This window comes from Paraflavitalea sp. (assembly GCF_059502485.1).
On sequence record NZ_JCACET010000004.1, the window covers coordinates 102,161 to 116,139 of the forward strand.

The 13,979-nt window shown below is 48.2% G+C and carries 12 protein-coding genes; 1 reads left to right on the forward strand and 11 read right to left on the reverse strand.

All coding sequences use genetic code 11. The annotated features are described in order from the left end of the window. Positions 1-38 precede the first annotated feature (38 nt). The 11 genes from argH to AC5JBY_RS00540 form a co-directional block, all read right to left on the reverse strand. Positions 39-1,337 carry an argininosuccinate lyase gene (argH, locus tag AC5JBY_RS00490; RefSeq protein ID WP_495902570.1) on the reverse strand — a complete coding sequence of 433 codons (1,299 nt, stop codon included), beginning with the start codon at positions 1,335-1,337 and terminating at the stop codon, positions 39-41. Further along, positions 1,334-2,425, reverse strand: a complete 1,092-nt coding sequence (locus tag AC5JBY_RS00495; protein ID WP_495902571.1) for a M20 family metallo-hydrolase — start codon at positions 2,423-2,425, stop codon at positions 1,334-1,336. The genes argH and AC5JBY_RS00495 overlap by 4 nt, the downstream gene beginning before the upstream one ends. Beyond that, positions 2,418-3,203, reverse strand: coding sequence for an acetylglutamate kinase (gene argB, locus AC5JBY_RS00500; RefSeq protein ID WP_495902572.1), 786 nt, complete (start codon positions 3,201-3,203; stop codon positions 2,418-2,420). Before argB ends, AC5JBY_RS00495 begins: the two co-directional genes overlap by 8 nt. 9 nt (positions 3,204-3,212) lie before the next feature. Then, positions 3,213-4,184, reverse strand: coding sequence for a Rossmann-fold NAD(P)-binding domain-containing protein (locus AC5JBY_RS00505; RefSeq protein ID WP_495902573.1), 972 nt, complete (start codon positions 4,182-4,184; stop codon positions 3,213-3,215). Between the two features lie 39 nt (positions 4,185-4,223). After that, positions 4,224-5,372, reverse strand: coding sequence for an aspartate aminotransferase family protein (locus AC5JBY_RS00510; RefSeq protein ID WP_495902574.1), 1,149 nt, complete (start codon positions 5,370-5,372; stop codon positions 4,224-4,226). A gap of 25 nt (positions 5,373-5,397) precedes the next feature. After that, on the reverse strand, positions 5,398-6,381 hold the full coding sequence (gene argC, locus AC5JBY_RS00515; RefSeq protein WP_495902575.1) for an N-acetyl-gamma-glutamyl-phosphate reductase: 984 nt from the start codon (positions 6,379-6,381) through the stop codon (positions 5,398-5,400). 15 nt (positions 6,382-6,396) lie between these two features. After that, positions 6,397-7,593, reverse strand: a complete 1,197-nt coding sequence (locus tag AC5JBY_RS00520; RefSeq protein WP_495902576.1) for an argininosuccinate synthase — start codon at positions 7,591-7,593, stop codon at positions 6,397-6,399. Positions 7,594-7,622: 29 nt separating this feature from the next. Next, entirely contained in the window at positions 7,623-8,354 is a 732-nt protein-coding gene (locus AC5JBY_RS00525) for a GNAT family N-acetyltransferase (protein WP_495902577.1), read from the reverse strand. 617 nt (positions 8,355-8,971) lie between these two features. After that, a complete protein-coding gene (locus AC5JBY_RS00530) occupies positions 8,972-9,778 on the reverse strand; it encodes an alpha/beta fold hydrolase (RefSeq protein ID WP_495902578.1) in 807 nt (268 codons plus the stop codon). Between the two features lie 170 nt (positions 9,779-9,948). Beyond that, positions 9,949-10,395 (reverse strand): hypothetical protein, encoded by a 447-nt coding sequence (locus AC5JBY_RS00535; protein ID WP_495902579.1) that lies wholly within the window; start codon positions 10,393-10,395, stop codon positions 9,949-9,951. Beyond that, positions 10,392-11,249, reverse strand: coding sequence for an oxidoreductase (locus AC5JBY_RS00540; RefSeq protein ID WP_495902580.1), 858 nt, complete (start codon positions 11,247-11,249; stop codon positions 10,392-10,394). Before AC5JBY_RS00540 ends, AC5JBY_RS00535 begins: the two co-directional genes overlap by 4 nt. A gap of 183 nt (positions 11,250-11,432) precedes the next feature. Between AC5JBY_RS00540 and AC5JBY_RS00545 the strand changes: the two genes are divergently transcribed. Then, complete coding sequence (locus AC5JBY_RS00545; protein ID WP_495902581.1) at positions 11,433-13,976, forward strand: hypothetical protein; 2,544 nt, start codon at positions 11,433-11,435, stop codon at positions 13,974-13,976. The last annotated feature ends 3 nt before the right edge of the window (positions 13,977-13,979 follow it).

Here is a 13,979-nt window from a genome sequence, read left to right on the forward strand (position 1 = left end):
CAGAGAGGGATTTTTTTGTTTAGCTGATTAAGTTCTGCTCAGAACTTGCCGATCACCTTGTCCATGGCCTGCACAATGTAATCGTTGTACAGGTTGCCGATGCTTCCTTCATGGGTGTGATGCAGTTGTTTCTTATAATCGAATGAGAATGTGCCTTTTTCAATGTCGTTGCCTACCTGCTTGTAAGCATCGCGGAAGGGAATGCCTTTATTGACCAGCTCATTTACCGCTTCCACGCTAAAGAGATATTTGTATTTCGCATCATCGAGGATGTTCTCTGTTACCGTCATATTCGACAACATGAGGCCCGTCATCTGCAGGCAATCTTTCAGTGTTTCAATAGCCGGGAACAGGATCTCCTTGGTGAGCTGGAGGTCGCGGTGGTAGCCGGAAGGCAGATTATTGACCAGCAGGGTGAGCTCGTTGGGCGTGCCTTGTATGCGGTTGCACTTGGCGCGGATGAGCTCAAACACGTCAGGGTTCTTTTTATGGGGCATAATGCTGCTGCCGGTAGTCAGCTCCGAAGGGAAGGAGATAAAACCGAAATTCTGGTTTATATACAGGCAGCAATCCATTGCCAGGCGGCTGAGGGTGGCGGCCACGGCGCTGATGCCGGTAGCTACTACACGTTCTGTTTTGCCGCGGCTCATTTGGGCGTACACGGAATTAGCGTTCAGAGCGCCAAAATGTAGCAGCTCGGTGGTGCGGGTACGGTTCAGGGGGAAGGAAGAACCATAGCCGGCGCCGCTGCCTAATGGGTTTTTATTGGCCACTGCGTAGGCGGCCGCCAACAGTTCCAGGTCATCCACCAAACCTTCAGCGTAGGCGCCTAACCACAGGCCAAACGATGAGGGCATGGCAATCTGGAGATGGGTATATCCCGGTAATAAGTGTTGTTTGAATTTTTCGCTTTGTGCGATGAGCAGGTCGAAGAGTTGCTTTACTTCCTCTTTCACTGCCAGCACTTCTGCACGCAGGTACAGTTTTATATCTACCGCCACCTGGTCATTACGGCTGCGGCCGCTGTGTATCATTTTGCCGGCTTCTCCAATGCGCTGGGTCAGCAGCAGCTCTACTTGCGAATGCACATCTTCAACGCCGTCTTCGATAACGAACTTGCCGTCTGCAATTTCCTGTTGTATCGTTTGCAAGCCTTTTACGGCTTTGGCTGCATCTTCTTTGCTCATCAGGCCTACTTCTCCCAGCATGGTTACATGGGCAATAGAACCTTCCACGTCATACTTCGCCAGCAGGATGTCGAATTCTTTATCTCTTCCTACAGTGAACTTTTCAATCTGTGCTGAAATAGCAGTGTTTTCTTTTTGCCAGAGCTTCATAATACCTGGTTTAAAAGTTGGATGTACAATTTAATGCCTTCCTTGATCTCGTCTACATAAATAAACTCATCTGCCGTGTGGCTGCGGGCGGAATCACCGGGACCCATCTTGAGTGTCTGGAAAGGCATGAGGGCTTTATCAGATGTGGTGGGTGAGCCGTAATATGACCTGTTGAGCGCGATACCTGCTTTGGTAAGCGGGTGGTCGAGCGCAATAGAGGTAGAGCGAAGGCGTGTGCTACGGGGCTGCACTTCGCACTGTACGTTGGCGCGGATCACTTCCAATACTTCTTCGAATGTATATAGTTCATTCACCCGCACGTCTACTACAAACTTACACTGGGCGGGCACTACGTTGTGTGCTTTGTTGTCGGTTTCGATAACAGTAACCGTCATTTTCACCGGCCCCAGCAGATCGGATACTTTGGGGAACTGGTAGTTACGGAACCATTCTATATCGGCGAGGGCTTTGTAGATGGCATTCTCGCCTTCATTGCGGGCTGCATGGCCAGCCTTGCCATGCGAAAGGCAATCCAGTACCATCAGGCCACGTTCGGCCACTGCCATCTGCATTTGAGTGGGCTCACCTACGATGCCACTGTCGATCACAATATGGCTTTGTGTTTCCTGTAAGGCTGGCAGCAATGCTTCGATGCCGTTCTTGCCGGATATCTCTTCTTCTGCAGAGAGAGCCAGCAGCAGGTTATATTTCAGATCGGTACGGTCGTTGTAATACAGGAAGGTGCTGATCAATGACACCAGTGGTCCGCCTGCATCATTACTGCCGAGGCCGAATAATTTACCATCCTTTTCGATGGGAGTAAATGGATCGAGTGTGTAGCCTTTGTTGGGTTTTACTGTATCGTGGTGTGAATTGAGTATGATGGTGCGTTTGGCCGGATCGAAGTGCTGATTAACAGCCCATACATTGTTGAGGTACCTGTTGGACTTGATAGTATGTTGCTGCAGGAATTGTTCCAGTATAGCAGCCGTTTGGTCTTCTTCTTTACTGAATGAAGGAGTAGCGATCAGTTGTTTGAGTAAAGCGATCGCGTTCTCCTGTAATATGGTTATTCGGTCACTACTCATTGATAATGGTTGTACCGGATGAGCCGGTTATTAATTGTTGTAGCTGCTCTGCTTTTCCGATGATCACTTTCTTCACGCCACTGTTGAGGGCAGCAAAGGCATTGTCCAGCTTGGGGATCATGCCTGCAAATATCTTTTGTTCAGCTTTCAGTTGCTGATAGTAGGATGGGTTGATAGAACCGATCACCGTGCTATCGTCGTTGGCGTCGAGCAGCACACCGCTTTTCTCAAAGGAGTAGATCAGCTGCACATCGAAGTGGCCGCTCAATCCTTTGGCGGTTTCCTGGGCAATGGTGTCGGCATTGGTGTTCAACAGCAATCCCTGCTTATCGTGGGTGATCGGCGCCAGTACAATAGCCAGGTTCTGATCGAACAGGGCTTTGAGCAGTGGGGCATTCACGCTGTCTACATCGCCTACAAAGCCATAGTCGAGGGTAGGGTGCACTCTTTTATGCGCCTGGATCACGTTGCCGTCGGCGCCACTGAGACCAATGGCGTTGGCGCCACGGGCCTGCAATTGGGCCACCACGTTTTTATTGATGTAGCCGGCATATACCATCGTCACGATCTTCAGCGTCTCCGCATCGGTAATGCGGCGGCCATCAACCATTTGCTGGGGAACTTTCATCTCTTCTGCCAGGCGAGTAGCCAGTTTGCCACCACCATGGATCAGTATCTTCTTTCCAGGCAGGGCTGCAAAGGAAGTAAGGAATGCAGCCAGCTTTGCTTCATCATCTATAATGTTACCACCAATCTTGACAACGAATAACTTTTCCAAAAGCGTTGTTTAATAGTTTGCTTTGAGGATTTCACTAAGTACGGCTTGTGCTGCCCACACGCGGTTGGAGGCTTCCTGTGTAACGATGCTGTTGGGGCCATCGAGGATCTCATCGCTCAGCTCCACGTTCCTTCTTACTGGCAAACAGTGCATCACTTTGGCATTGTTGGTAAGCGCCAGCTTCTGATTGGTGAGCATCCAGGCCGGATCGTTGGTATAGATGCGGCCGTATTCATGGTTGAAAGTGCTCCAGTTCTTCACGTATACGAAGTCGGCACCTTTCAGTGCCTCGTCCTGGTTGTGCGTGATGGTAGCGCCGTTGGTGAACTGGGTATCCAGCTCATAATCTTCGGGATGGGTGATCACGAAGTCGGCTTGCCCCCAGGCATTGATCCACTGTGAAAAGCTGTTGGCCACGCATTGTGGTAATGGCTTTACGTGGGGAGCCCAGGTGAGCACGATCTTAGGGCGCTTCGCAGGCGCCTGCTGACTGGTCAGTATTTCATTGATGGTGATAACGTCTGTAAGGCTCTGCAAGGGATGCAGGGTAGCGCTTTCCAGGCTTACGACCGGTATGCCAGCGTATTTGATGAATTGCTTAATGAACAACTCGCTGTAATCGTCTTCACGGTTCTTGAGGGAAGGGAAGGTGCGGATGGCGAGAACGTCGAAGTACTTGCCCATGATAGGCGCAGCGTCTTTCACGTGCTCTACCGTGCTGCCGCTCATGATGGCTTCTTCTTCAAACTCCAATGCCCAACCTTCCTGGCCTACGTTGAACACTATGGCTTCCATACCCAGGTTTTGTGCAGCGATCTGGGTACTAAGGCGGGTACGCATACTGGGATTGAGGAACAGCAAACCAATGCGTTTATGAGCGCCAAGCGATTTGTCTTTTAACGGATCTGCTTTGTAACTTAATGCCTTTGCTACGAGGTCTTTGATGTTGGCAACATCATGAACAGAAATAAAGTTTCTCATCCCGAGTCTGCGATTTTTAAAGTGTTAACGGCTGTATGTTTAGTGTGCGGGCGCCAATACTGCTACTTCTTCTTTCACGGCTTCGAGGAACTGATCGGCATCTTTCTTCGTCAATGCCAATGATGGCAGCAAACGGATCACATTGGGTTTTGCCTCACCAGTGAAGATCTTGTGCTTCCACAGCAGGTTCTTCTTCAGGTCCTTCAGTTCTTCCGGTACATCGAACCCGATCATCAGGCCATATCCTCTTACGTTCTTCAACTCGGGGATGGCTTTCAACTGCTCCATCAGGTAGTTGCCTACTTCAGCGGCGTTAGCGATCAGGTTCTCTTTTTCTATTACTTCCAGTACGGCCAGTGCTGCGGCGCAAGCCAGGTGGTTGCCACCGAAGGTGGTACCCAGCATGAAATGTTTGGCTTGTATTTTCGGAGCGATGATGATGCCTGCAACAGGGAAACCATTACCCATGCCTTTGGCCATGGAGTAGATATCGGCATTTACACCAGCGTAATCCTGGGAGAAGAATTTACCACTTCTGCCATAACCACACTGTACACTGTCGGCAATAAACACAGCATTATACTGATCACACAGCTGCCTGATCTTTTGCAGGAAGGAAACGGAGGCTACGTTGATGCCGCCTACGCCCTGTATGCCTTCGATGATCACAGAAGATATTTCATTGCCTTGTGCTTTGAAGCACGCTTCCAGTGAATCTTCATCATTGAAGGGCAGGAAGATCACGTTATTCGTTTGGTTCACCGGAGCAACGATCGACGGATTGTCGGTAGCAGCTACAGCGAGCGAAGTTCTTCCGTGGAATGCTTTCTTAAAAGCAATGATCTTCTTGCGGCCATTGTAGAAGGAGGCCAGCTTCAGTGCATTCTCATTGGCTTCGGCGCCGGAGTTGCACAGGAAGAGTTGATAATCTTCCTTACCGGAAACCTTGCCCAGCTTAGTGGCCAGTTCTTCCTGTAAAGGGATTCGTATAGAGTTGGAATAGAAACCTACTTTATTGAGTTGCTCGGTAAGTCGCTGAACGTAGTGAGGATGGGTATGGCCAATAGATATTACCGCATGACCGCCATACAGGTCAAGGTATTGTTCGCCATTTGCATCCCATACGTTGGAGCCCTGGGCTTTTACGATGGTGATGTCGTTGATAGGATAAACGTCAAATAACTTCATGGTCTACTACGTTTTGAGCTTGTATTTAGAAATAATTAGCCTTGAGTTTGAGCCCGGCGCATTCATCGAGACCAAAGAGCAGGTTCATGTTCTGCACGGCCTGTCCTGACGCACCTTTCAGCAGGTTGTCGATGATGGAATGCACCACCAGCTTGCTACCTACTTTCTCCAGCTGGATGATACACTTGTTGGTGTTCACCGCCTGCTTTAAGAAGATAGGTTGGCTGCTCACGATGGTAAATGGATGACCGCTGTAAAAATCCCTGTACAGGTCATTCAACTCTTGTTCGGTAAGGTCGCAATCCAGTTGTGAGCTGATGAAGATACCACGGGTAAAATCGCCTCTCCAGGGAACGAAGCTCACATCGATCTGGCCTTTGGGTTGCAGTTGCAGAAGCGACTCGCCAATCTCATTCAGGTGCTGATGGTTCAGCGTTTTATAAGCCTGGATGTTATTGGCTCTCCAGCTGAAGTGAGAAGTCGATGAAAGGCTTTGTCCAGCACCGGTGGAACCCGTGATGCCTGTGGTATACACATGATCCAGCAATCCTGCTTTGGCCAGTGGCAATAAGCCAAGCTGAATAGCAGTGGCAAAACAGCCTGGGTTGGCTACATTGGATGCAGTTCTGATCTTGTCCCGATTCAATTCAGGAAGTCCGTATACAAACTGCCGATTGTCGATTGCCGATTGCCGGCCCAGTCTAAAATCCTGTGACAGATCGATCACCTTGATCTTCGCATCGAATGGATTTTCTGCGAGGAACTTTTTGGCTTCGCCGTGGCCTACACACAGGAATATTACATCTACATCCTGGCTCAGTTCGCCGGTGAATTGCCAGTCAGTTTCGCCTACGAGGTCTTCATGTACGGAATAAACGGGCTTGCCGGCATTGCTGCGGCTATGAATAAAAGAAACAGCTACATACGGGTGATTAACCAACAAACGGATCAGTTCACCACCGGTATAACCTGCTCCTCCAACGATACCTACTTTTACTTGCTTGCTCATAATCTTACTTTTCTTCTATTTCTTATTCTCTTCCTTCACTGACGTCCAGATCGAAGTCTGGTTGCCGAATATCTTGCTGAACCCGCGAACATCTTCGCCGGTAAAGCCGGTATTCATCTCTCCATATTTGCCAAACTTGCTGCTCATCAGATCATAAGGTGATTCGATACCGATAACCTGGAAGCGGTAAGGCAACAGTTGTACATATACTTCGCCTGTTACATTTTGTTGTGCGTTTTCCAGGTAGGCTTCAATATCACGCATTACAGGGTCCATGATCTGTCCTTCGTGCAACCAGTTGCCATAGAACTGTGCCAGCTGATCTTTCCAGTTCAGCTGCCATTTGGTGAGCACGTGTTTTTCGAGGGCATGGTGTGCTTTCAGGATCACCATCGGTGCAGCGGCTTCAAAGCCTACGCGTCCCTTGATACCGATGATGGTGTCGCCTACGTGGATGTCGCGGCCTACACCGTATGGGCCTGCAATGGTTTGCAGGTATTGAATAGCTTCTGTAGGATGGCCGAATGATTTGCCGTTAACGGCTTTCAGTTCTCCTTTTACGAAGCTCAGTTTTACTTCTTCGCTACCGGTTTTGGTAACCTGTGTTGGCCATGCTTCTTCGGGCAACATGCCTTTGGATGAAAGGGTCTCTTTGCCTCCTACACTCGTTCCCCACAATCCTTTATTGATAGAGTACATCGCTTTGGCGAAGTTCATGTCCACGCCCTTTCCTTTCAGGTATTCGATCTCTGCTTCGCGGCTCAGCTTCAGGTCGCGGATAGGAGTGATGATCTCCACGCCGGGGATCATGATGTGGAAAATCATATCGAAACGTACCTGGTCGTTACCGGCGCCGGTGCTACCGTGTGCTACAGCATCCGCTTTCAGCTTTTGCACGTGCTCGGCAATATGTACTGCCTGGCTCAACCTTTCAGCACTTACGCTCAAAGGATATGTGTTGTTCTTCAATACATTCCCATAGATCAGGTACTTGATGATACGGTCGTAATAGGATTGAACGGCATTAACAGTCGTATGTGTTTTAACACCCAGTTTGTAAGCATGGGCTTCGATCTGCTTTAATTCTTCTTCACTGAAGCCACCGGTGTTAACGATGATGCTATGTACTTCATAACCTTTGTCTTCACCCAGGTACTTTACACAAAACGAAGTATCAAGTCCGCCGCTGAATCCTAAAACTATTTTTTTCATTGCTGATGTATGGGAGTTATGATTGATGATTATAAGTTGAAAAAGTAGTGCAGTAATGAACGCTTCCTGCTTACGGTTACCATTTTAGGGTTGTGGTCGTCCTTGTGATCTTTCTTCAGGAAAGGTTGCAGGAGTTTCCATTGCTTGATGCGCAGTAAGCGTTCCAGCATGCCTTTCTTCTCTTCGAAGAATTGTTTGGTTTCTTCTGGCTCGTAGTGATCTTTGGGATCATAGAGCATGGCGGTACACATACAGTTCTTCCTTTCCTTGCTCATCAGGATCTCGTAATTCACACAGCTTTTACAGCCGGCCCAGAAGGCTTCGTCCTGTGTAAGCTCGGAATAGGTAACCGGCTCATAGCCCAACTCACTGTTGATCTTCATAACTGCCAGACCAGTGGTAAGCCCGAATATCTTGGCTTCGGGGTATAGCTTGCGGCTCAGTTCGAAGATCTTCTTCTTGATCATCTTGGCTACACCACCTTTTCTGAAAACAGGCGACACGATGAGGCCGGAGTTGGCTACGTATTCGCCATGGCTCCAGGTTTCGATATAGCAAAAGCCTGCCCATATGCCATCCTGGTTAAAGGCGATTACCGCTTTCCCTTCGCGCATTTTCTGTTTGATATAATCCGGCGAGCGTTTGGCGATGCCGGTGCCACGTGCTTTGGCAGATGACTCCATCTCGTCGACAATAATCTGTGCGAAGTCGAGATGACTTTCATTGGCTACAAGTATCTGGAATTGATGTTGCGTTTCCATTGTTTTTGACAAGACTATAAGAATGTGAACAAATGCAGCGGACGACACTGCGAGAGACACGAACCCCCGGTTGGGGCATAGTTCCGAAAAAAATAGGGGATACTATGGTAAATGAGTATCAACGTCGTACCCTGACGGGAACAGGACGACTAACAAAAACTGTACGGAGTTGTACAGCAAAAACCCCACGCACTATAGTAATAACGCTTTGCGCTACTACATCAGCGAGTATTATGGTGAGATTTTTTTGCATTTCAAATGTGAATATGCTGTTGATTCAAATGCTTTTGACACCGCAAAGAAAAACATTTTTTACAATGTGGGGGGATTTTTACTGTAAAATTTTCGCTAAATACGTAAAAACCAGGGAACAAGCGTTCGTGTGCGCGTCGGGAGAGCCGCCTGGTATTGAGCCTGGGCGCTTGTTGAGCACGCAGTCAAATTCAGGTTTGAGATAATAGTCAGATAGTCAACCCGGTATCGCTCCATCCATGTGTGAACCATGTGTCAGGCATGTGTGCTTCATTGGGGAAAGGGCCCATTTGACACATGGTTGACACATGCCTGAGGCCACGTTTGCACATCATTGGCAGTCCTTTGCCGGAAGTCCCGGAGGATTATTTACTGGTTCCGATGGTAGTTGGCGTGCCGGGCAGGGGATTGAGTAAGATAGCACGCACAACGTCAGGCCGTTGCATGCGGATGAGGTGGCCGGCATTGGGCAGAAAGATGAAGTTGGCCGGCTTGCCTTGCAATACCTTTTTAGCATAATCGATGTTGGCCGGCTCGATAATATCGTCTGCGCCGCCCTGGACTACCGTAACCGGGATGGAAAGCTTTTGCCATTCGGGCGCCAGCAGTCTCAGTTCATTGGCGTGGGAGAACTTCTCGTCGGTAGCGCTTTTGAGGAAGCGGGGGAAGAAGATGTAAGGAAAGCCGCTTTGGACCCAGGGGTGAAACCACCAGAATTTTTCTATGTCAGGATCTATGGCGGCAGCCAGCATCACCAGGTGGTTGAACTCGCCAGGGTATAGCAACGCTACTTTAGCGGCAATGGGTGCTCCGTAAGAACTGCCCATGACCACGCCCTGCTGATGTGACCGGTTGAGGCGGAGCGCTTCGTGAATGATAGTAGCCTGGGTAGTAATGGAAGTAACAGACTTTCGCTTATTCCTGAAGCGCGACTTATGGTAACCGGGCCGGTCGACAGCGATGAGGTGAAATTTCTTTTGCAGAACCGGATCGTCGAGCAGGATGCGGCTGCCATACCAGGCGCCGGGCGCTCCATGGATCATCAACAGGGGAGGCAGGGTGTCGGAGCCTGTAGTAGCGCAAAACAACGAGGCCGAATCATTTTGTATGGTAAAGAAGGTAGGCTTAACGGGCTTGTTGGCGTAGTATTTTTTAACCTGCTTGTCCGTCATCACCCAACGGCGAAAACAGCCCGAGCAAAATAGCCAGGCTGTTAGCAGTATGAAAATGTATTTCGCAGATGCCATCATTCAAATCTAAACAAATGTGACTGGCTTCCGTTGATCGGGTCATTAAGTATTTCTAAAAAAACAATGCCTGCCTTTCATATTATCCTGTTTTATTATTCTCTGATCGACGGTTGTATTTTCAGCACCTGGTGAATGATGGTAGCGAGGTAATTGCCCAACAGTTCATACTTATAGATGTAATTGTTGTTTACTTCTTCCAGCATCTTTTCGAATAACCGGCGGATATGACTTCCCTGGGCTGGATTTAAAAAATACACCGGGCTGGTCCCTTTCTTGAACATCGGCAGTGATTGCAACATCTCGTGCATACCGGCAGAAAGAAAAGCCGGGTTAAAATAGCAGGCGAACCCGGCTTGTTTTTTGGGCAATGGTTCGCCTGCTAATGGCCCCTGCGGATTGCAAAAGCGCAATGTGCTCACTGCTCCCGGTGTATTACCTGCGATCAGGCTGATGGCGTGGTATCCCGTACGATGCTGGTGAAGGACTGCATTATCTATCTCTTCCAACCTGCACACATAGAATTGTCTTGCGGGGCTCATGCCTCAACTGCCTCATGTTCAAAAGCTGTTGACACGGTCACAGATTTCCATTCTTCCAGTTCCTGGCGAACAGAGTTGATCTTGTTGTACGCCATGTTGTATGCATCACTGCCGAGGAACAAATGCAAGGGAGGATTTTGAGATTCTGCTACCTGAATCATTGCCAACGCTGCTTTGTCGGGATCACCCAGCTGATTGCCATTGATGGTACTTTGGTGAAGCGCTTGTGATTCTCTTACTTCCTTATACGCTTCGATTGGATTTTCGGGAAGACCCAACGACTCGGATGAAAGGAATTGTGTTCTGAAATAACCGGGAGAAACGATGGTCGCTTTGAGGCCAAAAGACTTGATCTCTGTTGATAAAGATTCTGTCAATCCTTCTACAGCGAATTTGGTAGCGCAATAAATGCCAAAGCCGGGGAAGGTGCCGATGAATCCACCAATGGAAGAGATGTTGAAGATATGGCCCGACTGCTGTGCGCGTAAATAAGGCAACACTTTGCGGATCACGTTCAACGTACCAAATACGTTAACGTCGAAATTCTTTCTTGCTTCTGCATCTGAGAGTTCTTCCAAACCACCAACAAGGCCATAACCTGCGTTGTTTACCACAACATCTATCTGACCGAACTGGTTAACGGTTTCATCGATTCCTTTTTGAACGCTTGCTTCGCTGTTGAGGTCAACACCGAGGGGCAGAAAATTATTATTGTCGCCCACTGCTATTTTTAATGCTGACTTATCCCTGGAAGTGGCGGCTACGGTATAGCCTTTGGCCAGTAATTGTTGAACGAGTGCCAGGCCGAGTCCCTTGGAAGCGCCTGTAATAAACCATACTTTTTTCTGTTTCATGATCTGTTTTGTTTTGATAGAGCAAAGCTACGATGCACCAGGGCCCTTGCTATTACGCTATCCAAAGCAATACTTACGAAATTCAAACCGGGGTTCTGAAATTTATTTTCAGGGCTCGTATGTAATGTGTTTTGCCACGGCATCCATACTATAGAATATCCCTTTTCCACCAAATCGAAGTGCATGAGACGATTGCTACTCGTATCATTATTATTGCCGGTATTCGCTATAGCGCAGGACGTGAAGCCTGTGCTGTCGAAAGATTACCTGGACCTCATCAGCAAGGACAGCCTTCCCTGGAGTAAATCTATCATTACTGATTCTACCAATAACATCAACAGGGCTTTATTTCGCAGGAGTTATCATTATAACGGGCAGGAAAATGTTCGTAAGGTCATAGTCAGGAAAGATGGCATACATATAAAGCCTGCTTATACCAGGAGGCTGATGATCAGCGGTGGATTTAGCAGTATTGCTACTATCAAGCAGGCCAACCGTACGCCTGCACTGCAGTCGGATTATGTGCAGGGTCGTTCAGCAGGAGGCGCCTTACAATGGCGTGGACCTGAGACAAATGAAGCGTTTAGTTATGGACCTGCTGTGCGCGATCTTGAGTTTGATAACAGCAACTACGTATATGATGTGAACGGGAGGCTGGTGCCTGCGGGCTCCGGCAGTGGCAATAAAGCGAAGGTGTATGATAATAGCATTTTGCGCACCGGTTCTTTCTTTGAGCAAAGCCTGAATGTGAAAGGGAGGTACCTGGTAAATGGGTCAAGGGTGTTGACAGCCGTTGTTCGCCTGGGCCAGAGTACGGAGAACCTGGTGATCAGCAACAACAGGAATACAACGCAGAACTTTTCTACCTCGCTGGAGGCTTATGTAAAAAAGCTAATATTCACAGGCTCTTATACTACTATACGGGACAAATTTTCCAACAATAACCGGTATGGATTTTTGAACAGGACTTACCAGCAATCATTGCTTACCCCGGTGAGCTTCGATAATGGACAAGGTTATCTCTTAGGAGCGGGGCAACGTAGTTATAATTTGTACAATGACAATCCCTGGTTCCTGCTGAATGATAATGGCAATTCTTTTGGACAGCTGCATCAAACAGGCAGCCTGGGCGTGGAGAAGAAATTGGGTGATCTGAAGTTTAAGATGCTGCATTCTATAGAGTCGTTCCGGCAAAACAGTAATGAGTCATACAAAGTTGGTACTGCCGGATTTCAGGATGGTGTGGCAATTGCCCGTAGAAAGAATGATGCCAATTACCTGTTGAATGCAGAGGCCAGCATGATACTCCCCATTTATCCTTTTGATGGTACTGCCGGCCTGATCTATTTCTACGGCAATAATAAAACGCATATTGGCTATACGCCTGGTGATCAATATAACTACCAGCGTTCTTCGCATGATGTATCCATGTATTACCAGTTGCGGAATGATGATGGAGATGTTAGTTATGGCCTGAATGTGCTGAATAAGATCTATGCTTCCAATACCAGCACCCGCGATCATTTTTTCCTTCCCGGTGCTACTGCCTTTGTTCAAATATACGACCTGTTCGATGCGCGATCCCTGCGGCTGAAAGTAACGGGTTCTTATAACAGGATGGTGAGTGAGCTGCCCATCGATAAATCGCTTGCTGCCCTGAACTTGTTGCAATATTCTACGCAGCAAGCTTTGGGCTATCTACCAGTAACGGAGGCTGCAGGGTTTGATGGCTTAAAACCCATCGGCCATGATGAATGGACTGCCAAAATGGAATTGGATTATAAAGGGCTCCTATCATTGCAAGGAGAATTTTTTCTCCGGCATAACCGCGACGATATTTTCCCGGTATTTAGCAACGGACAGATGCAATTGATGAATATGGCCGATCATCGAAACCAGGGTGTTGAGTTGTCGTTGAGGGTTGGACCGGGTTTGTTGAAGGGCAAGACATTTTCAATCTATCATGAACTTTCCTTCTTTACTTACAACAATACGGTGACGCAAGTGCGCGATGGTTATGACTATACGCCAATTGCGGGTTTCAGCAATGTGCATAAAACAGTTGTTAAAGGTCAGGTGCTGGGCGCCATTGTTGGCAGCAGTTACCTGCGTGATGCCAATAACAATATTGTGATCGGCAATGATGGTTTCCCGCTCGTGAACCCTGATCCGGTGGTGGTGGGTAATCCCATTCCTGACTTTGTAATCAAGTTGAATAATAACCTTAGCTGGAAAAGATTCTTTGCAACGGTGGACCTGGAGTGGAAGAAGGGGGGTGATGTATGGAATGGCACGCAGGCTGTGCTGGATTATTATGGCCGTTCGGCTAATGCTGGCGCTTTGCGCACGGTCACTGATTATATTTTCCCTGGTGTATTGTCCAACAGTCATGTAAACGATATCCCTGTTAAATTCTACGATCCTGCCCAGCCGATTCAAAATAACCGGTGGGTGAGGTATGGCCAGGCTGGCGTGACGGAGGCTTATATTCAGCGGGGCGATTATATACGGCTTAACAATATCACAGTCGGCTACAAGGTCAAATGCAGAAGGTATCCTCAATCGATCACACTCTCTGCTTTTGCGGGCAATATCCTTCTCTGGACGCCGTACAAGGGTGGCGATCCCAGTCAGCTACTATATGATCAGCCACAAACTGACGGGTTGGATTTCTTCAACCTGCCTTCTATAAAGAACCTGGGTGTAACTGTTTCCGTTCAATTTTAACGC

Coding starts and splice junctions, on each gene's coding strand:
- argH (WP_495902570.1), bottom strand. CDS start 1,337: ATGAAGCTCTGGCAAAAAGAAAACACTGCTATTTCAGCACAGATTGAA.
- AC5JBY_RS00495 (WP_495902571.1), bottom strand. CDS start 2,425: ATGAGTAGTGACCGAATAACCATATTACAGGAGAACGCGATCGCTTTA.
- AC5JBY_RS00505 (WP_495902573.1), bottom strand. CDS start 4,184: ATGAGAAACTTTATTTCTGTTCATGATGTTGCCAACATCAAAGACCTC.
- AC5JBY_RS00510 (WP_495902574.1), bottom strand. CDS start 5,372: ATGAAGTTATTTGACGTTTATCCTATCAACGACATCACCATCGTAAAA.
- argC (WP_495902575.1), bottom strand. CDS start 6,381: ATGAGCAAGCAAGTAAAAGTAGGTATCGTTGGAGGAGCAGGTTATACC.
- AC5JBY_RS00520 (WP_495902576.1), bottom strand. CDS start 7,593: ATGAAAAAAATAGTTTTAGGATTCAGCGGCGGACTTGATACTTCGTTT.
- AC5JBY_RS00525 (WP_495902577.1), bottom strand. CDS start 8,354: ATGGAAACGCAACATCAATTCCAGATACTTGTAGCCAATGAAAGTCAT.
- AC5JBY_RS00530 (WP_495902578.1), bottom strand. CDS start 9,778: ATGACGGACAAGCAGGTTAAAAAATACTACGCCAACAAGCCCGTTAAG.
- AC5JBY_RS00535 (WP_495902579.1), bottom strand. CDS start 10,395: ATGAGCCCCGCAAGACAATTCTATGTGTGCAGGTTGGAAGAGATAGAT.
- AC5JBY_RS00540 (WP_495902580.1), bottom strand. CDS start 11,249: ATGAAACAGAAAAAAGTATGGTTTATTACAGGCGCTTCCAAGGGACTC.
- AC5JBY_RS00545 (WP_495902581.1), top strand. CDS start 11,433: ATGAGACGATTGCTACTCGTATCATTATTATTGCCGGTATTCGCTATA.